Annotated in this window: 17 protein-coding genes; 11 read left to right on the top strand and 6 right to left on the bottom strand. The window is 62.8% G+C overall.

Annotation, left to right across the window (positions count from 1 at the left end; all coding sequences use genetic code 11):
• Positions 1 to 27: 27 nt before the first annotated feature.
• On the bottom strand, positions 28 to 1299 hold the full coding sequence (locus PH256_RS06265) for a DNA polymerase Y family protein (RefSeq protein ID WP_270913425.1): 1272 nt from the start codon (positions 1297 to 1299) through the stop codon (positions 28 to 30).
• A gap of 147 nt (positions 1300 to 1446) precedes the next feature.
• On the opposite strand from PH256_RS06265, the gene PH256_RS06260 reads away from it, so the two are divergent.
• Entirely contained in the window at positions 1447 to 2262 is an 816-nt protein-coding gene (locus tag PH256_RS06260; RefSeq protein ID WP_270913424.1) for a putative ABC transporter permease, read from the top strand.
• A 63-nt stretch (positions 2263 to 2325) separates the two neighbouring features.
• Here the strand turns inward: PH256_RS06260 and PH256_RS06255 are convergent, their stop codons facing one another.
• Positions 2326 to 3552: a glycosyltransferase family 2 protein gene (locus PH256_RS06255; RefSeq protein ID WP_270913423.1), complete on the bottom strand. Its 1227-nt coding sequence runs from the start codon at positions 3550 to 3552 to the stop codon at positions 2326 to 2328.
• A 228-nt stretch (positions 3553 to 3780) separates the two neighbouring features.
• On the opposite strand from PH256_RS06255, the gene PH256_RS06250 reads away from it, so the two are divergent.
• The gene (locus tag PH256_RS06250; protein WP_087183178.1) at positions 3781 to 4611 is read left to right on the top strand and encodes a glycosyltransferase family 8 protein; all 831 of its coding nucleotides are present in this window, start codon (positions 3781 to 3783) and stop codon (positions 4609 to 4611) included.
• An 84-nt stretch (positions 4612 to 4695) separates the two neighbouring features.
• On the opposite strand, the gene PH256_RS06245 is transcribed toward PH256_RS06250, so the two are convergent.
• The gene (locus PH256_RS06245; RefSeq protein ID WP_270913422.1) at positions 4696 to 6123 is read right to left on the bottom strand and encodes a lipopolysaccharide biosynthesis protein; all 1428 of its coding nucleotides are present in this window, start codon (positions 6121 to 6123) and stop codon (positions 4696 to 4698) included.
• A gap of 160 nt (positions 6124 to 6283) precedes the next feature.
• On the bottom strand, positions 6284 to 6832 hold the full coding sequence (locus PH256_RS06240; protein ID WP_270913421.1) for a M48 family metallopeptidase: 549 nt from the start codon (positions 6830 to 6832) through the stop codon (positions 6284 to 6286).
• 273 nt (positions 6833 to 7105) lie between these two features.
• Here PH256_RS06240 and PH256_RS06235 point away from each other — a divergent pair, with 273 nt between their 5' ends.
• From PH256_RS06235 to PH256_RS06195, 9 genes are all read left to right on the top strand, one after another.
• Positions 7106 to 9391, top strand: a complete 2286-nt coding sequence (locus tag PH256_RS06235; RefSeq protein ID WP_087183176.1) for an anaerobic ribonucleoside triphosphate reductase — start codon at positions 7106 to 7108, stop codon at positions 9389 to 9391.
• A gap of 400 nt (positions 9392 to 9791) precedes the next feature.
• Positions 9792 to 9938: an anaerobic ribonucleoside-triphosphate reductase gene (nrdD, locus tag PH256_RS06230; protein ID WP_143402985.1), complete on the top strand. Its 147-nt coding sequence runs from the start codon at positions 9792 to 9794 to the stop codon at positions 9936 to 9938.
• A gap of 5 nt (positions 9939 to 9943) precedes the next feature.
• Entirely contained in the window at positions 9944 to 10465 is a 522-nt protein-coding gene (gene nrdG / locus PH256_RS06225; RefSeq protein ID WP_087180926.1) for an anaerobic ribonucleoside-triphosphate reductase activating protein, read from the top strand.
• Positions 10466 to 10719: 254 nt separating this feature from the next.
• Positions 10720 to 11373: a response regulator transcription factor gene (locus PH256_RS06220; protein ID WP_087180927.1), complete on the top strand. Its 654-nt coding sequence runs from the start codon at positions 10720 to 10722 to the stop codon at positions 11371 to 11373.
• Between the two features lie 14 nt (positions 11374 to 11387).
• Positions 11388 to 12857 (top strand): sensor histidine kinase, encoded by a 1470-nt coding sequence (locus PH256_RS06215; protein WP_158096336.1) that lies wholly within the window; start codon positions 11388 to 11390, stop codon positions 12855 to 12857.
• Positions 12854 to 13954, top strand: coding sequence for a hypothetical protein (locus PH256_RS06210; protein WP_270913420.1), 1101 nt, complete (start codon positions 12854 to 12856; stop codon positions 13952 to 13954). Before PH256_RS06215 ends, PH256_RS06210 begins: the two co-directional genes overlap by 4 nt.
• Before the next feature lie 26 nt (positions 13955 to 13980).
• The gene (locus PH256_RS06205) at positions 13981 to 15087 is read left to right on the top strand and encodes a hypothetical protein (RefSeq protein ID WP_270913419.1); all 1107 of its coding nucleotides are present in this window, start codon (positions 13981 to 13983) and stop codon (positions 15085 to 15087) included.
• Positions 15088 to 15272: 185 nt separating this feature from the next.
• A complete protein-coding gene (locus tag PH256_RS06200; RefSeq protein ID WP_270913418.1) occupies positions 15273 to 16274 on the top strand; it encodes a C39 family peptidase in 1002 nt (333 codons plus the stop codon).
• Between the two features lie 159 nt (positions 16275 to 16433).
• Positions 16434 to 17252 carry an N-acetylmuramoyl-L-alanine amidase family protein gene (locus PH256_RS06195; RefSeq protein WP_270913417.1) on the top strand — a complete coding sequence of 273 codons (819 nt, stop codon included), beginning with the start codon at positions 16434 to 16436 and terminating at the stop codon, positions 17250 to 17252.
• 52 nt (positions 17253 to 17304) lie between these two features.
• Here PH256_RS06195 and PH256_RS06190 read toward each other — a convergent pair whose 3' ends face one another.
• Positions 17305 to 17877 carry a hypothetical protein gene (locus PH256_RS06190; RefSeq protein ID WP_270913416.1) on the bottom strand — a complete coding sequence of 191 codons (573 nt, stop codon included), beginning with the start codon at positions 17875 to 17877 and terminating at the stop codon, positions 17305 to 17307.
• A 227-nt stretch (positions 17878 to 18104) separates the two neighbouring features.
• The gene (locus PH256_RS06185; protein WP_333766293.1) at positions 18105 to 20897 is read right to left on the bottom strand and encodes a glycoside hydrolase family 2 TIM barrel-domain containing protein; all 2793 of its coding nucleotides are present in this window, start codon (positions 20895 to 20897) and stop codon (positions 18105 to 18107) included.
• Between the last annotated feature and the right edge of the window lie 21 nt (positions 20898 to 20918).

The following is a 20918-nucleotide window of genomic DNA, read 5'->3' as shown; positions in this document are numbered from 1 at the left end:
AATCTTTCTCCGCCGGGCGTGCTATGCTCACAGCGGGCCCTTGACCTTTTCGTCAAACTCTTCCTCATCCTCGTCCTCCTGCGGGCGGATGGTCAGTTCGCCCAGGCCCATATCGTTGTGCAGGATGCTCCCTGCCCCGATGGCTCCCCGGCCGTACTTTTTACGGATGGCGTCCAGGCTTTTTTCCAGCTTTTCCCGCTTGGGGTCGGTTTTGGGCGCGTCGTCAAACAGGCTCTGCTGCACCGCGAAGGGCTCCTCGGTGATGGCCAGCGCGGTGACGGTGAGCATTCGCACCGGGCGGGCCATGTCCCAGTTTTTCTCCATCAGCTCCCAGCAGGCGTTGGCCAGGTCCCGGGCCAGATGGGTGCTCATGGGCAGCTGCTTCTGCCGGGTAATGGTCTTTAAATCCGGGTCCCGGATGGTTACCTGCACCGCCCCGGCCCAGACGCCATGCCGCCGCAGCCGCCCGGCCACCTCGTCTGCCAGCACGTTCAGCGCCGAGCGGATCTCCGCCGGGCCCTTGATGTTGCGCCGGAAGGTGGAGCCGTTGCCCACGCTCTTGATGGGCTCCTTTTCGCCCCAGCGGCGCACCGGGGCCTCGTCCTCGCCCCGGGCGTAGCGGCTCAGCTCCAGCCCCAGCTTGCCCAGGGCCTCGGCCAGCGCCTCGGGCCGGGCCGCCGCCAGCTCGCCGATGGTGGAAATGCCCATCCCGGCCAGCCGCCGCTGGGCCGAAGCACCCACATACAAAAGGTCCCCCGCCGGCAGAGGCCAGACAATCTGGTGGAAATTTTCCCGGGTGATCAGGGTGGTGGCGTCCGGCTTTTTGTAGTCGCTGCCCAGCTTTGCGAACACCTTGTTGAAGCTCACCCCCACCGAGATGGTCAGCCCGGTGGCCGCCTTCACCTCAGCCCGCAGCTGGTCCGCCAGGGCCGCCGGACTTTCGGCGAACAGCTGCCAGGTGCCGGTCACATCCAGCCAGCTCTCGTCGATGCCGAAGGGCTCCACCCGGTCTGTATACTTACGGTATATTTCATTGATGATTTTCGAGTACTTACGGTAATATTCCCGATGGGGCGGCAGGAGAATCAGGTCCGGGCATTTGCGCTTTGCCTGCCAGATGACCTCGGCGGTCTTCACGCCCATCCGCTTGGCGGGCTCGTTTTTGGCCAGCACGATACCGTGGCGGCCCTCCGGGTCGCCGCAGACGGCCACGCACTTGTCCCGCAGGTCCGGGTGGCGCAGCAGCTCCACACTGGCATAAAAACTGTTGCAATCGCAATGAAAGATCCAGCGGTCCACCCGGCAGTCCCCCTTTTTGTAAATTTTTCATTTTTCTTTTCTGATTATATCACGCGAAGGCAGCAGGATGCTATAATGTTAGGGTGGCGCTTTGTAATTCTGTACCCGTGCATCCCGCGGCGCCGCTTTACGAGAGGTGGTATCTGAATGGAACATTCCCTGTACGCGATTCTTTGGTACTTTTTGATCTACGCCTTTCTGGGCTGGTGCCTGGAGGTGGTATTCTGCACCGTGCGCACCGGCAAGTGGGTGAACCGGGGCTTTCTGAACGGACCGGTCTGCCCCATCTACGGCTTTGGCATGGTGATCGTGCTTCTGACGCTGGAGCCGCTGGCTCACCGGCCGCTGGCGTTGTTTGTGGGCAGCGCCCTGCTTACCAGCACGCTGGAGCTGGTCACCGGCTGGGCACTGAAAACCCTGTTCCACACCACCTGGTGGGACTATTCCAAACAGAAATTCAACCTGGGCGGCTACATCTGCCTGAAATTCAGCCTGGCCTGGGGCCTGGTGGGCATGTTCGCGGTGAAGGTGCTGCATCCGCCGGTGAACCGCTTTGTGGAATGGATGCCCCGGCCGGTGGGCCTGGCGCTGCTGGTGCTGTGGCTGGCGGTCTTTGTGGCTGACGTGGCGGTAACCCTGCGCACCCTGATCGGCCTGGAGCGTGACCTGGGCGAGCTGGAAAAGGTGGTGGCCGCCCTGCGCAAGGGCAGCGATACCATCAGCCGCAACCTGGGCGACGCGGCCCTGGCAGCGGACGAAAAGCTGGAGAAAGGCCGCCAGGCCCTGCCCCAGAAGCTGGCCGAGCTGGAGGCCCGGCGGGACTTTCTGCAGGCCCGCATTCTGGACACCCGGCTCTTTGGCGCGGCCCGTCTGATGAAGGCCTTCCCCGCCATGAAGGACCTGCGCCACAGCGAGCTGCTGGCCGAGCTGAAGGAAACCCTGCACGAGCGGCTGCACCGCTGATTGGTCTGCATAAAGAAAAAGGCCCCTGCTGTTTTCGCAGCAGGGGCGTTTTGTTTTTGCTCTTCAGCCCGCGTCCAGCTGGTTCAAGGTCACGGCCCGGGTGTGAGCCACCGGGGTCCATTCCACCTTCCGCACGCAGGCGGCCAGGGCAATGGGCAGGTAGGTGGCCATATAAAACGGAAAGGTGACGATGCTCGCCAGCTTCTGGGCGACGGGGGCCTGGATGCGCTTCCACTCGGTGCAGGTGGTCAGCGCCGCCATGGCCATCATGGAAAGGTAGCCGCAGACAAGGATGCGGCCCAGCGCGCCCAGGGCGATCAGCGCCCCGCCGGAGAGCACCGCCCCCGCGGCGGCAAAGCCCAGGGCCAGCAGGTTGAACAGCACCGGCGCGATGCGGCTGATGAGCAGGTCTGCGCAGGACCAGCTGCCCCGCAGCGCCGCCCGGCCCATGGCGGGGCCCCGCTTTGCCATCACCTGCAAAAAGCCCTTGCACCAGCGCAGCCGCTGGCGCACGCTCTGGCGAAGGCTCGCGGGCTGCTCGTCGAAGTATTCTGCCTGGGGGCAGTAGGCAATGCGCCGCCCGGCGACCATCTGCACGGTGGAGAATTCCAGGTCCTCGCACAGGCAGTGCCAGGGCCAGCCGCCCGCATCCCGCAGAATCTCCTCGCTCACCAGAAAGCCGGTGCCGGTCACGTTGCCGCTGAAGCCCAGCAGGGTGCGGGGTGCGTTCAGAAAGCGCACCTCCCGGATGAAGCACAGGCCCTGGCCCGCGGCCACCCAGCCCCGGTAATTCTTGGTGTTCCGGTAGCCCGCCACCACCGGGCAGCCGGTGGAAAACACCCCGTCCAGCCGGCGCACAAAGTCCGGCCGAGCCAGGTTGTCCGCATCAAAGAGGATGTAGCCGTCGTAGTGCCTGCCCTCGGCCCAGATGCGGTGCAAAAGAAAATCCAGCGCGTAGCCCTTGCCCACCCGGGTCCGGTCGTGCCGCTCGAACACGGTGGCCCCGGCCTTGCGGGCCAGGCGGGCGGTGTCGTCGGTACAGTTGTCCGCCGCCACATACAAATCCAGCACGCCGGGGTAATCCTGGGCGCGCAGGCTCTCCAAAAGCTTTGGCAGCACCGCAGCCTCGTTGCGGGCGCAGATGAGCACCGCATATCGGTTGGTGCAGGGCCCCGGCCTCCAGCGGGGCGTTTTCATAAGGCTCAGAAGGGTGTAGCCCAGCTGGTAGGCACAGCAAATGCCCATCAGCAAAAGCCAGAAACGGCTGATCGAAAAAAACAGCTCTGCCATGGTATCGACCTCCCTGTTCGGCAAGCATGTATGCGGGGGCGCATGCCGCCCGCCCGTGCCCATGCAACGAACCTTTACGGCCGGTTTCTTCACCATCGGGGCAAAATTTTTCGTTCTTTGCAGAAACTTCATATATTCCGGTCCCAAACGTGGTACCATAACAAAAAAGGGCGCAATTGTGTCCGATCCTCCGCCGGGGGTTTTCCGGCGGTAGAATGAGGTGTTATTTTGTCATCTGCCATTTCCATTCTGGTGACCCTGAACGAGCATTACCTGCCCCAGCTGGAGGTGATGCTCACCTCTCTGCACGCCTCCAACCCGGGGGAGACGGTGTCGGTCTGGCTGATCCACCGCTCGCTCACCCCCGCTCATCTGGCCCGGCTGGAACAGCGCTGCAGCCTGCTGGGCTTCTCGCTGCACCCGCTGACCGCGGGCGAGGAGCTGTTCCGGGATGCCCCCCTCACCCGCCAGTACCCCCAGGAGATGTACTACCGGCTGCTGGCCGGTCAGCTGCTGCCCGCGGAGATGCACCGGGTGATCTACCTGGACCCGGATATTCTGGTCATCAACCCGCTGCGGCCCCTGTGGGAGCTGGATCTTGCGGGCCGGATGTTCGCGGCGGCGGCCCACACCGGAAAAACCGAACTGGCCAACAGCGTGAATCAGGTGCGGCTGGGCACCAACCACAACTACTTCAACTCCGGCGTGCTTCTCATCGACCTGGACGCCGCGCGCCGCTGGATTGACCCGGCGGCCCTCTTCGCCTTCACCAAAAAGCACGCCCGGGAGCTATTGTTCCCGGACCAGGACCTTCTGAATATGCTCTACGGCGAACGGGTGCTGGCACTGGACGACGCGGTGTGGAACTACGACGCCCGCAACTTCAACAATTATTATCTGCGCAGCGGCGGCGACTGCGATATGGACTGGGTGCTCACCCACACCGCCATATTGCACTTCTGCGGCAAGTCAAAGCCCTGGAAGCCGGGCTACCGCCGCCGTTTCGGCCCCCTGTACAAGCACTATATGCGCCTGACCGAGCTGGCGCTGCCGGACTGAAGCCGAACAAAACCAAACCGCCCCCGGGCACTGTGCATAACGCACGGCCCGGGGGCGGTTTGGTTTCAATCAAAGTCAAAAGGCTCAGGCCTGCTTGCGGGGGGCACGGCGGCGCAGCAGCTGGCGCAGCATGCCCAGGATGCCCTGCAGGTTGAACAGGCAGATCACGGCGGTGAGCAGCGTGCACCAGACCGGCCAGCCCGGCGTTTCCTGCAGCATGAACACCGTCTCCACGCCAATCAGCGCGCAGTTGATGGTCAGGCGCAGCGGCGCAAAGCTCATGTGCATCAGGCCGCGGGTGTTGATGGCCCGCAGCACAAACACGATGAAATAGCTGATCAGGCTGGCCAGGGTAGCGCCGTTGGGGCCCATCAGAGGAATCAGCGCCCAGTTCAGTCCGGCGTTGGCAATGGCGCCCGCCAGCATGGTGTACAGCGACAGGGTGCTGCGCTTTTCCACCATGTAAACACTGTTCAAGAACTGGTTGAAGCAGTTGAACAGGGTGGCCAGGGTGAGCATGGGCACGAACTGCCAGGCGTCGTAGAAGTTGGATTTGAACATGAACATCAGCGGGCGGCAGAGCAGAATGATGCCGCTGCAGCAGCAGAAGAGCAGCGCCTGATAGATGGCGAACACCCGGCTGAAGAAGGCCGCGCGGCCCTTTTCCTCGGTCACAGCGGAAAGCTGCCAGGCCTCATAGAAGATGGTGCCCAGCACCGTGAGGATGGTGGGCAGGAAATAGCCCACGCCCAACAGGCCGGTCCAGTATTCGCCGGTCTGGCCCTGATAGCCCTCGCACATGGCCTGCACGAAGAACAGGTCACTGGCGTTGATGACCCAGAAGCTGATCTGCGCCGGAACCATGGGCAGCGCATAGCGCATCATCCGGCTCCACAGCTCCTTGTTGAAGCTCTTCACATGCAGGTACCGGCGCAGCCCCGCCACCAGGAACACGAACAAAGCGCTCAGCGCGTCGCTGCAGATGATGGCCAGGATGTAGCCGGAGGCCCCCATCTTCATGCCGGACAGGAACAGGATCATGAAGCCCAGGTTGGTGGCGCTGCACAAAACGCCGTCCACCGCCACCAGCCGGTTCAGCTGGCGGCTGCGCACGAACTGGGTACACAGGGTGCGCAGGCAGCTCACCAGCACGTGCACATACAAAAGCAGCGCATAATCACTGAACAGCGGGATCAGCCGCAGCACCGGGTAGCAGATGAGCATCAGCGCAAAGCCCAGGCCGATGGTCACCAGGCCGTTTGTAAACACCTGGCTTTTGCTGTTGGTCTTTTCCAGACCGAAACGGATGATGGCGAAGCTCACGCCCATGCTCACCAGCGGGATCAAAAGCGAACCGATCTGCTGGACAAGCTTGGTGATACCCACCTCGTCCACCTCGCCCATGGCGAAGGTGATGTATGGCTGCAAGATGATGCTGAGCAGTTTGGAGGAAAAGTTGCTGATGGCGAACAGCATGGTGTTGCTCATCAGCCGTTTGTATTTGTTTTCCACGCCCGGCGGCCCTCCTTGTTGATTGCCTTATTTTACTTTATATTGATGTTATTTCTGTTCGGTCAAATATTCTTTGGCCGAACTTATATTATAACGCCCACAGGGCGAAATGTCCACGGAATCCCATCGAACCCGGCCTACAATCCCATCGAACCCGGCCTCACCCCTGCCGCAGCAGCGCCCGGCGGGCCTTCCAGTCCGGCAGAAACTGCTCCACCAGGGCCCAGAACTCCTTCTGATGATTGGGGTGAACAAAATGGCAGTATTCATGCACGATCACGTATTCCACCGCCGCCCGTGGCTGCAGCGCCAGCCGGGAGGCCAGGGTGATGCGCTTTTTTTCCATGTTGCACACCCCCCACCGGCTGGTCATGTCCCGCACCTGCAGCTGGGGCGGCTGGCCGCCCAGCACCCCGGCAAAGGCGGGATACACCATCCGGCTGATGGGCTCGAACAGTGCCAGGCATTCCTCCTTGGAGGGAGGCGGGCAGTCCTGCTGCTTGCGGGCGGCCCGGGCCACCTGCTGCTTGGCCTCGATCACCCAGCCCAACCGCTGGGCCACAAAGGCATCCGCCTGGGCCGCGCTCACCCGCATGGGTACGCTCACGGCCACCGTGCCGTCCCGCCGCACCCGCAGGTTCAAATTTTTCACCTTTTTTCGAACGAGTTCATATTCCAACCCCGCCACCCGGCGAATTTGGCCTGCCATCTTGCTTTTCCACCTCCTGGCAAAGTTTTCCGACCTATTTATTGTATCACATCCGTTCCCGGTTTGGCTCGTCAAGCCATCATATCTCACAAATTTTCCCCGAAAAGCTTGGCCGTTCTTGTTCCGTATCGGCACCGGGAATCTATTGACTTCTACTATATCTAGTGCAATAATAGTAATCGCGGCCGAATCACCCCAAAATACAGAGGGTAGTTCTTTACGCTCTGTATTTTTTTGCCGCATCAAAGTAACAGTTGCATGAGGAGAATCGCCATGATCAAAAGTGTAATTAAGCGCGACGGCCGTGTGGTGCTCTACGATCAGAGCAAGATCACCGCCGCCATTATGAAGGCGCTGGAAGCCGCCAAGGAAGGGGATGCCGCCGAAGCCGACCGCATTGCCACCCGGGCCGCCCGCCAGCTGGAGATGGATTGCGGCGAGGAGTCCCCTCAGATCGAGCAGATTCAGGACGCGGTGGAAACCGCGCTGATGGAGACCGGCCACGACGCGGCTGCCAAGCAGTACATTCTGTACCGGGCCAACCGCACCCGCATCCGCGAGGCCAACACCACCCTGATGAAGACCATCGACGAGATCACCAATGTGGACGCCCGCGCCAGCGACATGAAGCGTGACAATGCCAACATCGACGGCAACACCGCCATGGGCAGCATGCTGCAGATCGGCACCGCCGGCGCCAAGGCCTACAATGCGGCGTATCTGCTGCGCCCCGAGCAGGCCAAGGCCTACCGGGAGGGCGACATCCACATCCATGACTTCGATTTCTATTCCCTGACCACCACCTGCTGCCAGATCGATATTCTGCGCCTGTTCCACGGCGGGTTCTCCACCGGCCACGGTTTTCTGCGCGAGCCCAACAGCATCGGCAGCTACGCGGCGCTGGCGGCCATCGCCATCCAGTCCAACCAGAACGACCAGCACGGCGGCCAGAGCATCCCGAACTTCGACTACGGCATGGCCGAGGGCGTGAGCAAGACCTTTGCCCGGGCCTACCGCAAGAAGCTGACCGAGAGTCTGGAGGACGTGCTGGAGACCGAGGATGAGAGCGCTTTCGTGAACCAGATGGTGGATAAGGCCGTCACCGAGCTGGACCAGCAGCCCCGCCTGGAGACCAACGCGGAGGAGTTCGACCGCATTGTGGCCGAGGCTCTGACCGCCAGCGGCCGTGTGGATGAGCACACCGCCAAGCGGCTGGTGGCCACCGCCCGCCGCCGGGCCTGGAAGCAGACCGACCGGGATACCTACCAGGCCATGGAGGGCTTTGTGCACAACCTGAACACCATGCACAGCCGTGCCGGTGCGCAGACTCCCTTCAGCAGCATCAACTACGGCACCGATACCAGCCCCGAGGGCCGGATGGTGATTCACAACATTCTGCTGGCGGAGGACGCAGGTCTGGGCCACGGCGAGACCCCCATCTTCCCCATCCACATCTTTAAAGTAAAAGAGGGCGTGAACTACAACGAGGGCGACCCCAACTACGACCTGTTCAAGCTGAGCATGAAGGTGAGTGCCAAGCGGCTGTTCCCCAACTACGTGTTCCTGGATGCCCCCTTCAACCTGCAGTACTACGTGCCCGGCCGGCCCGAGACCGAGGTTGCCACCATGGGCTGCCGCACCCGCGTGATGGGCAACGTTTACGACCCGGACCGCCAGATCAGCTACAGCCGCGGCAACCTGAGCTTCACCTCCATCAACCTGCCCCGTCTGGCGATTCTGGCCGACCACGACGAGAAGAAGTTCTACGAGAGTCTGGACGCCATGATGGAGCTGGTGGCAAACCAGCTGCTGGACCGGTTCGAGATCCAGGCGGCCAAGCGCGTTTACAACTTCCCCTTCCTGATGGGCCAGGGCGTATGGCTGGATTCCGACCAGCTGGGACCCGCCGACGAGGTGCGTGAAGTGCTCAAGCACGGCACCCTGTCCATCGGCTTCATCGGCCTGGCCGAGACCCTGACCGCCCTGTACGGCCATCATCACGGCGAGAGCGACGAGATGCAGCAGAAGGGTCTGGAGATCATCGGCCACATGCGGGATTACTGCGACCGCAAGAGCCAGGAGCTGAAGATGAACTTCACCCTGCTGGCCACTCCCGCCGAGGGTCTGTCCGGCCGGTTCACCCGCATGGATCAGAAGCGGTTCGGCATCATTCCCGGCGTGACCGATCGGGAATACTACACCAACAGCTTCCACATTCCTGTGTGGTATCCCATCTCCGCCTACGACAAGATCCAGAAGGAGGGCCCCTACCACGCCCTGACCAACGCGGGTCACATCAGCTACGTGGAGCTGGACGGCGACACCGCCAACAACCTGGAGGCCTTTGAGAGCGTGGTCCGCTGCATGCACGACAGCGGCGTTGGCTACGGCAGCATCAACCATCCCGTGGACCGCGACCCGGTTTGCGGCTACGTTGGCGTGATCGGCGACGTTTGCCCCCGCTGCGGCCGCCGCAGCGGCGAGGCCCTGAGCCCCGAAAAGCTGGATGAGCTGCGCAAAAAGTATCCCGGCGTTCCCACCTTCTGCGGCTGCGAATGATTTTAGCGGACTCGACCGTTGACCGGGTTCGATACGCCAGCCTTCCGCACCGGGCTTTCCTCAGCGAAAACCGCTAACTACCCTGAAAGAGATTTTAAAGCCGAGTCAAAATCAATAGGTAAAAGGACTATTACATAAATTTCACATCCGGCAAAGGCGCACAGCGCACAAAAATTACTTATTTAATTAAAAGCACCCTGATATACATAAATACACATAAAAGAAGATTCATAATATATATCTTCGTTTCTTATATAATTTCAGCCAGTGCTTTTGTTGCTTCGGCAACGCTGTGCCGCCGGTATTCTTTCTATAATAGATTTGTCACCCAATTGCTTTTGAATTTTTTATCGCCGCCCGCATTTCGGGCGGGCGGCGTTTTGTAAAAGGAGGAGTTTTTATGTCCGCTATGCAGAAACAATCCGTCGTTGGTAAGGACGTTCCCTTCGAGCGCATCCGCCGCATCACCGGCTACCTGGTCGGCACCATGGACAAATGGAACGACGCCAAGAAGGCCGAAGAGCGCGACCGCGTGAAGCACCTGTAAGCGCCATGCTGCAGGTAGCAGGCTTCGCCGGCGACAGCATCGTGGACGGTCCCGGCCTCCGGTTTACCGTGTTTTTCCAGGGCTGCCCCCACCACTGCCCCGGCTGTCATAACCCCGAGACCTGGCCCTTCGAGGGCGGGACTCCCTTCACCCCCGATCAGCTCATCCAGATGGCAAAGAAGAATCCGCTCTGCCGCGGCATCACCCTGTCCGGCGGCGAGCCCTTCGCCCAGGCCGGGCCGGAAATGCTGGAGTTTGTCCGGCTGGCCCGCGCCGCCGGTTACGAGGTGGCAAGCTACACCGGCTACACCTTTGAGGAGCTGTACGAGCACGGCACCCCCGCCCAGAAGGAACTTCTGACCCTGCTGGACACCCTCATCGACGGACCCTTTGTGCAGGACGAGATGAGCCTGGAGCTGCGCTTCCGGGGCAGCCGCAACCAGCGCATTCTGGACCTTCCCCAGTGCCTTGCCCAGGGCAAAGCCGTGTGGGAGACCCGCGAACGCTGGGTGGGGGAGCACCAATAACCGCACATGTTTTAAACAAGGCCCCCGCACCCCGGATCTTTCCGGCGGCGCGGGGGCCTTGTTTGCAGTTTTGATACAACTTCTTGCCGACAGCGTTACCCTTTCTATGCAATAATAAATAGGAGGGCAATATTCCTGTTTTTGCGGCAGGATTTTGCCAATTGGCCCATTTTGCGGCCGGATATGATATGATAGAATAAGCGTAACGCGATCGGTTTTCCGGCCCGGCCGGAACCAAAGGAGGAAATACGACCATGGCACACATCCTGATTGTAGAAGACGAAGAACACATTGCCCAGATGATCGAAGCCACCCTTTCCCTGGGCGGCTACAGCTGCGAGATCTGCGCCGACGGCGCGCAGGCGGTGGAGCGCATCTTCGCGGGCGGCTACGATCTGGTGCTGCTGGACGTGATGCTCCCCGGGCTGGACGGTTTCTCTGTAATGGAACGGGTGGCCAGCCAGGGCACCCCGGTGATCTTTCTTTCCGCCATGCAGCAGGTGGCCGACAAGGTGCGCGGGCTGCATCTGGGCGCCGAGGATTACATCGCCAAGCCCTTCGAGGCATTGGAGCTGCTGGCCCGCGTAGAGGTGGCCCTGCGCCGCCGGGGCAAGGGCCGTGAGGTTCTGGAGTACCGGGGCATCCAGCAGGACCTTTCCAGCCACACCGTGACCCTGAACGGCAAGCCGGTGGCCCTGAGCCCCAAGGAATTTGAACTGCTGCGGGTCTTTTTGCAGAACCAGGACCTGGCCCTCTCCCGGGACAAGCTGCTCTCGCTGGTGTGGGGCTACGACTTCGCCGGTGAGACCCGCACCGTGGACATCCATGTGCAGCGGCTGCGCCAGAAGCTGGGGCTTTCCGGCAAGCTGGTCACCCTGCCCCGCATCGGCTACCGTCTGGAACACTGAAAGGAGCCATGCCCGTGAAACTGTGGCAGAAGATCTTTTTGTCCTCCCTGGCGCTGCTGGTGCTGGCCACCGGCGGGCTGAGCCTGCTCTTTTTGAACAACACCCAGACCCAGCTGTGGCAGCGGGAAAAGCAGCGGGCCGCTTTGCAGCAGCAGTCCATGATGAACGCCATCAAAACCAACGTGGTGAACCAGCGGCTGCAGTCCGGCCAGATCAGCCTGAACGAAACCGAGACCCGGCAGGCGGTGCGCTCCGCCCTTGGGAGCCAGGAGACCGACGGCTACCTGCTGGCCTTCCAGCTGTATGATTCCGGCGGCGAACCCTTCCGCGACGATACCACCGGCCTGTGCCACACTGCCAACCTGAACAGCAGCGAATATCAGGACGATTCCCTCACCTACACCCGCATCTTTGCCCAGGGGGACCGGCTGCTGCTGGCCCTCAACTCCCCTCTGCCTCTGGAGCAGAGCGAATTCCGCATGGTATGCGTGTTTGACGTGACCGACCTGGGCGCCCAGCTGCAGCGCCAGGCGGCGACCGCCCTCACCTTCGGCATGGTGGTCAGCCTGGCCGCCGCCGTGGTACTGCTGATTCTGGTCAAGGTGCAGCTGCGCCGTCTGGAGCAGCTGTCCCGCGCGTCCCGCCGCATCGCCCAGGGCAACTATGCCGAGCGGGTGCAGCTGGCCGGGGCGGACGAGGTGGCGGACCTGGGCAAGGACCTGAACCGGATGGCCCAGGCCGTGCAGCAGCACGTGGGCCAGCTGGAGCAGGTGGCCCAGGACCAGAAGACCTTCATCGCCAACATGGCCCACGAGATGAAAACGCCCCTGACCAGTATTCTGGGCTTTGCGGACCTTTTGTACCTGCAAAAGGATGTGCCGGAGAAAAAGCGCCGGGAGTACGCGGGCATCATTCTGGACGAGACCAAGCGGATGCGCAGCCTGTCCGGCAAGCTGATGGAGCTGCTGAACGTGGGCAGCCAGAACCTGGTGTTCACCTCGGAGGAGCTTTCCGGCGTGATTGGCGAGGTGGCCACCGCCATGCAGCCGGTGCTGCACAGCAGCCGCCTGGCCCTGCAATACGGCTGCGAGCCGGGGCTGTGGATGGAGATGGACCGGGAGCTGTTCAAATCGCTGCTCTATAACTTCATCGACAACGGCCGCAAGGCCAGCCCAGAGGGCAGCCTGATCCAGCTGCTGGCCCACCGCAAGGGCGGCCGCATCGAGATCCTCATCCGGGACCACGGCCAGGGCATTCCCAAAAAGGAGCTGGAAAAGATTCGCCAGCCCTTCTATATGGTGGATAAATCCCGCAGCCGCAAGGCGGGCGGCGCGGGCCTGGGCCTCGCCCTGTGCGAGGAGATCTGCCGCATCCACAAGGGCAGCTTTTCCATCGACAGCCGCCTGGGCGAGGGCACCCTCATCACCCTCAGCTTTCCGCCCGCTTCGCCGGGCGGTGCGGCGGAGGGAGGCGGCGCTCCATGAAGATCCGGCGCGAACAGTCCCCCCGCCCCGATGCGGCCCCGGTAAAGGCAAAGGCGCCCGCGGAAAAACCTGACCCGGCCAAGCCGCCGGCACCCGCCCGAAAAGCGGCTCCGCCTTCCCGAAAGAAGGCAAAACCCCGCCGCCTTTTTTCCCGCTTCGGCCTGCTCACCCTGGGGCTTCTGGCGGGCAGCGGCCTGTGCCTGTTCGCTCTGGCCCAGTGGATGATCCTGCCCGACCGCAAGGTGGGCAGCTTTTCCGCCCTGCCCGCCTACAACGTGGTGGGCCAGCAGGCCGACCGGGCGGACTTCTGGGCCATTGCCCAATACCACGACGCCACCCCCAAAGACCAGTCTCTGTCCACCCCTCTTTTCGCGGTGGAAGCCCTCTCCCAGTTGGACGATTTGTTCCCGCTGGAGCAGCTGATGTACAGCCGGGCCCCCGGCTCCCTGACCGCGCCGGAAACCACGGTAAAGCCCGCCTGGTCTCACACCAACACCTTCCAGATGCTGACCTGTATCTTCTGGGACGACATTTCCGCCGTCTACTCCACACATACCGGACAGGAGTTCCCGGGACAGATCGATCTGAGCCTGGGCCGCTCCGCCACCGACGAACAGCAGCCCTTTTGTTTCACCCTGCTGTTTTTGCCGGATGAAACGCCGGATGAGCAGGCCTTCGAGGCCGCCTACGATAGCGTGGTGGACGATCTGCAGCAGCTGTGCGCCGGGCAAATGAACACCTTCCATACCCTGGAGGACCTGCTGGCCAACCTGGACCCCACCCCCTTCCAGGAAAACTACACTTTTTCCCCTCTTCAGGCCCAAAATCTGACCGGTCTTGCCGGGCAGATGGGCTCCCTTTTGCTGGAGCTGTACCAAAGCGGCTCCTTCTCTTACGATCTGGCGGACCCGGCCCAGGCCGACGCTTTGCTGCAGCAGTATTTCCGGGAGCGCGGCTGCACCCTGCAGGTGCTCCGGCTGGAGGAGTGCTACCTGGTGCTGATCAGCACCGAGCTGGATAACGGTACCGCAACCCTGGGCCTCTACTACAGCCCGGTGCTCAAAACCTGGTGCGGAATCGGCCTTCAGCTGCTGTGATTCCTCTCATGGAAAGGAAATGGCCTATGCCGAAAAAACAAACCAAACCCAAGGCGGCGCGCGGCTTGCCCCGCCGCGGCGCTGCAAAGCGGACAAAGCCCGGCGCGCTGCGGGCAAATCTGGCGTTCGGCCTGCTCACCGTGTTCATTCTGGCGGCGGGCGGCGCATCCAGCGCCTGGGCCGCGTCCCGCATCGTCAACCCCGCCGGGCAGCGGGGCTCCTTCGCCGCCCTGCCGGTGTACAATGTGATCGGCCAGCGCACCGACCGGCTGGAATTCTGGCCCCGTGCCCGCTACCATGACCTGGCCCGGTCAAACGGCTCTCAGGAGAGCTTTTCTCCCCAGCTGGCACTGGATGCCACCGGCTTTCAGGAGCTTCTGCTGAACATGCTGGGAAGCTGCGCCCCTGTCCTCAGCCTGAGCGGCCGGGAGGAAGCCAACAGCGAAGAAGTGACCTGCTATACCTATTACGCCGGCAACATCGCCTGCCGCTTTTACGACGATGTGCCCGTTGTGCTTTTGTGCGATTCCACCTCCGAGTATCCCGTCTACCAGGGCGTGCTGAATGTCAGCACCGGCCGGGGCAGCAGCGCCGACCAGCTGTGTTACACCGCCCTCATCACCCCGGACGAGTCCATGACGCCCGCCACCGAGGAACAGTACCAGCAGGCCTACCAGACCATTCTGGAGCACCTGATGCTGCTGGTCGGAGACACCAGCAACACCCCCTATTACACCTACGGCCCGCTGGCCGATGTTCTGTACACGTTTATCGACCAGTTTCCCAACGCAGCCGGTGCCCCCGATATGCCCGCCTGGGAAAGCTCCTCAGAGGCCGCTGCTCCCAGTGTGGAGAACACCCTGAACCTGTTTGAGCAATGGTTTTTCATACAAGCCGATGTGGAAAACGACATCTCTCCCTGGGAAAAGCTGGACATGGCAGAACCAGACCGGTCGAAGCCGGAAGAGGTGGAGCGTTTTCTGCAGGAATACTTCCGAATGGTGTATCTGATCGATCTGCAGATTCTGCGCCAGGACGACTGTTACCTGGTTCTGTTTCAGAACGACATCAACGTGCTGGGCTTTTACTACGACCCGCTGCTGAAAGCCTACACCGGCTTCGGCATTCAGTGAGCCTCCTCACACGGGGCGACAATTTTAGCAAATCGGCTCAAAATTTGCAACTTGGATACATCTTTTTGGCTACTTGGTTTCCTGCCTCCTTTTATAATAAAGGCAGCCGAAGGACACCGTGCCCGTAATATTTTTGCGGCGCGTGCGTCCAATTAGGCAAATGCTGAAAAAGGAGGTCCGCCGCCATGGCCGCCCGTACTCTTTCCGTTCAAAATGCCCGTCGCCCGGTCTATTCCGCGGCGGCCTGTGCACCTTCCCTGCCTGCGCAGCGCCGGGTGGTTCGCCGCCCGCCTGCCCCTTCCCAGCCCCGGCAGGCAAGTGCCCGGGCAGCGGCGCCCGCCCCCACCGTTTACCGGCGGCCCGCTGCCGCCCATGCTCCGGCCCGCCGCCGCAGACGGCGGCACGCGCTGGCCGCCTTGCTGGGCAAGCTGATGGTGCTGGCCCTCTGTGCCGCGGCGCTGTTCTCGGTGTTCGATCTGCTGGCCCAGAACCGGATGCTGGTCTCGCTGGGCAGCCTGGCCTCCGGGCAGCTCATCGCCAACCCGGCCCCCGCGCCCGAAGCCGACGCCCCCGCCTCTGACGGAAGCGGCATGCTCACGGTGCAGACCGTGCTCCAGGAGCCCGCGCTGCCCAACGGCTGCGAGGCGGCGAGCCTGGCCACCCTGCTGGAGTACAATGGCTATTCAGTGGACCTGGTTTCCCTGGGGGTGGATTATCTGCCCCGCCAGAGTTTCAGCTACAGCGGCCCCAACCGCTACGGGCCGGACCCGGAGCAGGCCTATGCGGGCGACCCCGCCAGCTCGTCGAACGGCTGGTACTGCTTTGAGGGCCCCATCATCGAGGCGGCCAACGCCTGGCTGCGGGACCAGGGCTCCAGCCTGCGGGCCCAAAGCGAGACCGGCGCGGATATGGACCGGCTGGAAAAGCTGCTGCGCCAGGGCACACCGGTGGCGGTGTGGTTCACCCAGGACTACGAGCAGCCCCGGTTCAACACCTCCTTCACCTGGACGCTCCCCGATGGCAGCACCTACACCCCCTACGGCAACCTGCACTGCGTGGTGCTCACCGGCATGGACGAAACCCAGTGCTATCTGGCGGACCCCATGCAGGGCGATTCCGTCATCGAACGAGACCGGTTCGAGAGCATCTACACCGCCATGGGCAGCCGCGCGGTGGTGCTGCGCTGATTCAATGTTTGCTGGTTCAACTCCTCCTTATCGCCCCTCGGGGGCAAAAGCCCGGCCGAAGGCCGGGCTTTTTTGCCTCAAAACGAAATGACCGGGGGATCTTTTTCGTCTTATAAAAGACGACTGTTTTTGACTTTTTTCGGGAAAGGACCATTTTTTATGCCAACTGCAACCCTTCGCCGCCCCCGGCGGCGCAGAAGAAAGCGGGCGCCGCTGCTCCGGCTGGCGGCCCCCATCCTCGCCCTGGTGCTGCTGGCCGGTGCGTTCTGGATCGCACTTGCCCGCTTTTCCGCCCAGCGGGAGGACGACCCCACCAAACAGGCCCGCATCGTGGCCATCGACGCGGGCCACGGCGGCTCGGACACCGGCGCCATCGGCGTGAACGGCGTGCGGGAGTGTGACCTGACCCAGGCCACCGCCCAGGCCCTGTGGGATCTGCTGGAGGCCGACCCGGACATCACTCCGGTGATGTGCTGCTCGGACTGGGACGAGGACCTGCCCGCCGCCGACCGGGCCAAACGGGTGGCCCGCTCGGATGCCACTCTCTCACTGTCCATCCACATGAACTCAGACGGCGGCACCGGCCAGGCCAGCGGCTTTGAGTGCTTCCCCGCCCCGCCGGGCAACCAGTACAACAAGAACAGCCTGCGCTTTGCGGACTTCATCACCGCCGAGATGAGTGCCGCCGGGGCCAGCCTTCGGGGCGACGGCGGCGTGCGCTACGCCTATTACGACGAGAATAACCAGCGAATCATCCGGGAGCGCAGCGACACCAACCCGGAGGGCTACCCCAGCTTCGCCATGGTGAACAGCACCGGCTGTGCCTCGGTGCTGGCCGAACAGTGCTTCATCACCAATGAGGCGGACCTGGAGGCCTTCGCCTCGCCGGAGGGCTGCCAGCTGGCCGCCCGCTGTTATTACCGGGCCATCCGCCAGTATTACGGCCTTTCCCCCGAGCCGGAGGAAAGCGGCTCCTGACCACAAAAAAATCCCCTTTCCAGGCGGAAAGGGGATTTTTATTTGCTGTGATTCAGGCGGCCTCGGTGTTCTCCACATCCAGGGCCTGCGCGCCGGACAGGCCGCTCACGCTCAGCCCGCCGCTGATGCGGTAGGTGCCGCTCATGTAGGCAATGCCGATCTTGTAGTTCTTGCCGGGGGTCAGGCCGTCGAAGGTGGCGCTGGCGCAGTCGCCGCCGGTGGCAAACTCGATGGTGTGGCCGTTCACATAGGCGCGGCCGCTTTCGGTCTCCTCCCACAGGGTCACCAGATACTGATTGGTGGCGTTCTCGTTCTCACTGGTGGCGTAGCTGGTCACCGTGATGGAATCGCCCGCCGGGGTGAAGTAGTTGGTGAACCGGTTCTGCACGCTGTTGAACACCACATACAGGGTGCCGCTGGCCTCATCCAGCTGGCTGGCAAAGGCAGCGGTGGTGTCCAGGTCTTCCGGCCAGGTAATGCTGCCGCCCGCCTGCGAGGCGATGTACATCTCCTCCACAGCCTCGCTTTCGGCCTCTTCCTCGCTGCTGCTTGAGCAGCCGGTCAGGCAAAATGCTGCCATGGCCAGCGCAAGGCCCAGGGCAAGCAGGGATTTCATTCGTTTCATAATTGTGTCCTCCGTTTCGCGGGCACAGGCCCGAAGGGCCGCCCGTAAGTCCGGTTTTGATTCAGTGTTCCCGCGGCCGCAGCCCGTGGAACCGGGGAGCAGCCGATGGGTGGATACCTTTTTATTATAATCCAAAACCCACCGGCTTACAAGCAGGCAGAAAAAAGCAGCCTTCCCCGCCCCGTTTTCGGAGGCGAAGAAGGCTGCTTCTTCCGTTTGTATCCCGCTTATCCAAGCTGAACGGCAAACTCCAGCCGGTAATCCCGCTCGGCACTCAGCCGGTAGGCGGGCTCCACGTCCGCGCCCCAGCTGTCAATGCCGCCCACGCCGCGCACCGCGCCCATCACCGTGACCACGGTACGGCCGGTGGCCGGCAGCTGCTCCCGATGATCGGCGTTCTGCAGCTCCTGAGCGGTATAGGGCAGGGCGCTGAAGGCAAAGGGCTCGCCCTCCATGCACACCTCCAGGCGGGCTGCGTCCGCCTGGCCCGCGGTCCGCCGCTCCAGGGTGAACCGGTGAGTGTCCATGTGCACGCCGCAGTCCTGAGGAACCAGGTAATCCGGGATGTGCGGGATCTCGGTATGGCGGCCGAACACCCCGCCCTTCTTCCGGTCCGGATAGGTCTCGCCGGAAAGGCCGGTCCAGCCGATGGCCGACGCGGGTTCGGGCAGCACCAGCCGCACACCGAATACCGGCAGCTCGGGCAGGCCGGGCGCGCCGGTGAACTCCGCCTTCATCCGCAGGGTACCGGCGGCATTCACCGTGTAAACAATTTCCACCTTCGCGCCGGGCACGGCGGCAAAGGCGAAGACATAGGCGATCTCCACCTTGCGCGGGCCTTTTTCCCGCACCGTCCAGCCGGTGCAGCGGGCAAAGGCATCCGCCGCCATCCAGGCCGCGCTTTTCGCCGCGAAGCCGTTGCCGATGTCATTTTCGGTGGAAGCCCGCCACAGCGCGGGCCGGGGGGCCCGGTAGAGCCACTGAACGCCCTTGGAGACCAGCGACACCGGCCCCGCCTCCACGTAGGAGAAGAGCACCTCGAAGTCCTTGCCCTGCACGCCCAGGTTCACGTCGCCCTCGATGACGGTCAGGTCCGGCGTAGCTTCGGCCCGGCTTGCCCGCTCCTGCTGCTCCGCGGCCAGCTGACGGGCGGACTGCTCTGCCGCCCGGCGGTTTTGCTCGTCATGGGCAGCGCGCTGCTCCGGGGTGGAGTACCAGTAGCGCACCTCCTGCATGGCGGGCTTTTCGCTGCCATCCGCAAACACGATGCCGTTGGCACTGAAATTGTAGTCGGTGGGGCGCTCGCCAAAGTCGCCGCCGTAGCCCAGCACCCGGCGGCCCAGGCTGTCGGTGCGCCAGAGGGCCTGATCCATGTAGTCCCAGATAAAACCGCCCTGATATTGGTCAAATTCCTCACCCAGCTGGATGTAGCTCTCCATGCCGCCCAGGCTGTTGCCCATGTCGTGCATGTATTCGCACAGCGGGAAGGGCTTGGCCGGTTTTGCCTCCAGATATTCCCGGATATCCTGGGGGGTGGCGTACATGCGGCTTTCCACGTCGCTGATGCGGTCGAATTCCCGGTTGTGGAATACGCCCTCGTAGTGTACCAGTCGGCCGGGGTCGTTTTCGTGGAAAAACTCACTCATGGCCAGAATGTCCTCGCCCGCGTAGGACTCGTTGCCGCAGGACCAGAACAGAATGGCGGTGTGGTTTTTGTCCCGCTCAAACATGGAGCGGGCCCGGTCCACCACACATTCCTTCCACTGGGGCAGGCTGCCGGGCACGTTCCAGCTGGGCTCCACCGCGCCCAGCTTCTGCCAGGAGCCGTGACTTTCCAGGTTGGTCTCGTCGATCATGTAGATGCCGTTTTCGTCGCACAGGTCATACCAGCGGCTCTGGTCCGGGTAGTGGCAGGTGCGCACCGCGTTGATGTTGGCCCGGCGGAAGGTATCCATGGCCCGGTCCATATCCTCGTCGGTGATGGCCCGGCCCCGCTCGGCGTTCCACTCGTGGCGGTTCACGCCGTTGAACACCACCCGCTCACCATTCAAAAGCAGCAGGCCGTTTTTCAGTTCAAAGCGGCGGAAGCCGGTGGCATAGGGCACCAGCTCCACCACCCGCCCCGCGGCGTTTTTCACGGTGAACAGCACCGAATACAGCACCGGATGCTCATGGTCCCAGGCCTGCACGCCGGGCAGGCGGATGTCCGTAGCTCCGCTGGGGTCCACCGGGCCCTCGAACAGCACCCGGCCCGCCGGGTCGGATACCCGGCATTCCACCGCCGCGCCCTCGCTCGCGCCGGAAAGGCGCAGCCGGGGGGCCAGGGTGCCGGTGGTGTTGTCCCCGGCAAGGCCCGCTCGCAGCCACAGGTCCTCCACGTGGACCTCCGGCTTTGCGTACAGGTACACCGGCCGGAAGATGCCGCTGAACCGGAAGAAATCCTGGTCCTCCAGCCAGCCCGCGCTGCTGCGCTTGTGCACCTCCACGCAGAGCAGGTTATCCTTCGGGCGGATGGCCTCGGTCAGATCAAAATGGGCCGGGGTGAAGGAGTCCTCGCTGTAGCCGATGAACTGGCCGTTCAGCCACAGGTAGAACGCCTGCTCCACCCCCTCCAGGCAGATACAGACCCGCTTGCCCGCCAGCGCCGGGTCCAGGTCAAACCGGCGCACATAGCTGCTCACCGGCGCGTCGTTCCAGTCGATCTGGGGCGGACGCAGACCGCTGCGGCCATCCCAGGGGTACATGGTGTTGATGTACTGGATCTGGCCGTAGCCCTGCAGCTCCACATGACCGGGCACCTGGATGCGGCCGAAGGCGGACCGGTCGGCCTCCTCCCGCCAGAAATCCGCAGGCCGGGCGTCGGGATTCGGGCTGTAGGCGAACTGCCATTCCCCGTCAAGGCTCTGGCGCAGGGTCATGGTCTTTTGGGCCAGCTCGGCCTCGGTCTGGTACCAGCGGTGGTCCGAGTGGGCGGGCAAGCGCCCCACCGCAAAGACCTCCGGGTCCACGAGCCAATTCAAATCAGGCTGCATCAATCTGCT

The organism is Allofournierella sp. CML151 (assembly GCF_027853465.1).
Lineage (GTDB): Bacteria > Bacillota > Clostridia > Oscillospirales > Ruminococcaceae > Allofournierella.
The sequence above is the reverse complement of the archived record's forward strand: the minus strand, read 5'-3'. Positions and strand labels throughout refer to the sequence as shown.

Coding starts and splice junctions, on each gene's coding strand:
- PH256_RS06235 (WP_087183176.1), top strand. CDS start 7,106: ATGATCAAAAGTGTAATTAAGCGCGACGGCCGTGTGGTGCTCTACGAT.
- nrdG (WP_087180926.1), top strand. CDS start 9,944: ATGCTGCAGGTAGCAGGCTTCGCCGGCGACAGCATCGTGGACGGTCCC.
- PH256_RS06200 (WP_270913418.1), top strand. CDS start 15,273: ATGGCCGCCCGTACTCTTTCCGTTCAAAATGCCCGTCGCCCGGTCTAT.
- PH256_RS06190 (WP_270913416.1), bottom strand. CDS start 17,877: ATGAAACGAATGAAATCCCTGCTTGCCCTGGGCCTTGCGCTGGCCATG.
- PH256_RS06195 (WP_270913417.1), top strand. CDS start 16,434: ATGCCAACTGCAACCCTTCGCCGCCCCCGGCGGCGCAGAAGAAAGCGG.
- nrdD (WP_143402985.1), top strand. CDS start 9,792: ATGTCCGCTATGCAGAAACAATCCGTCGTTGGTAAGGACGTTCCCTTC.
- PH256_RS06240 (WP_270913421.1), bottom strand. CDS start 6,832: ATGGCAGGCCAAATTCGCCGGGTGGCGGGGTTGGAATATGAACTCGTT.
- PH256_RS06205 (WP_270913419.1), top strand. CDS start 13,981: ATGCCGAAAAAACAAACCAAACCCAAGGCGGCGCGCGGCTTGCCCCGC.
- PH256_RS06255 (WP_270913423.1), bottom strand. CDS start 3,552: ATGGCAGAGCTGTTTTTTTCGATCAGCCGTTTCTGGCTTTTGCTGATG.
- PH256_RS06210 (WP_270913420.1), top strand. CDS start 12,854: ATGAAGATCCGGCGCGAACAGTCCCCCCGCCCCGATGCGGCCCCGGTA.
- PH256_RS06260 (WP_270913424.1), top strand. CDS start 1,447: ATGGAACATTCCCTGTACGCGATTCTTTGGTACTTTTTGATCTACGCC.
- PH256_RS06220 (WP_087180927.1), top strand. CDS start 10,720: ATGGCACACATCCTGATTGTAGAAGACGAAGAACACATTGCCCAGATG.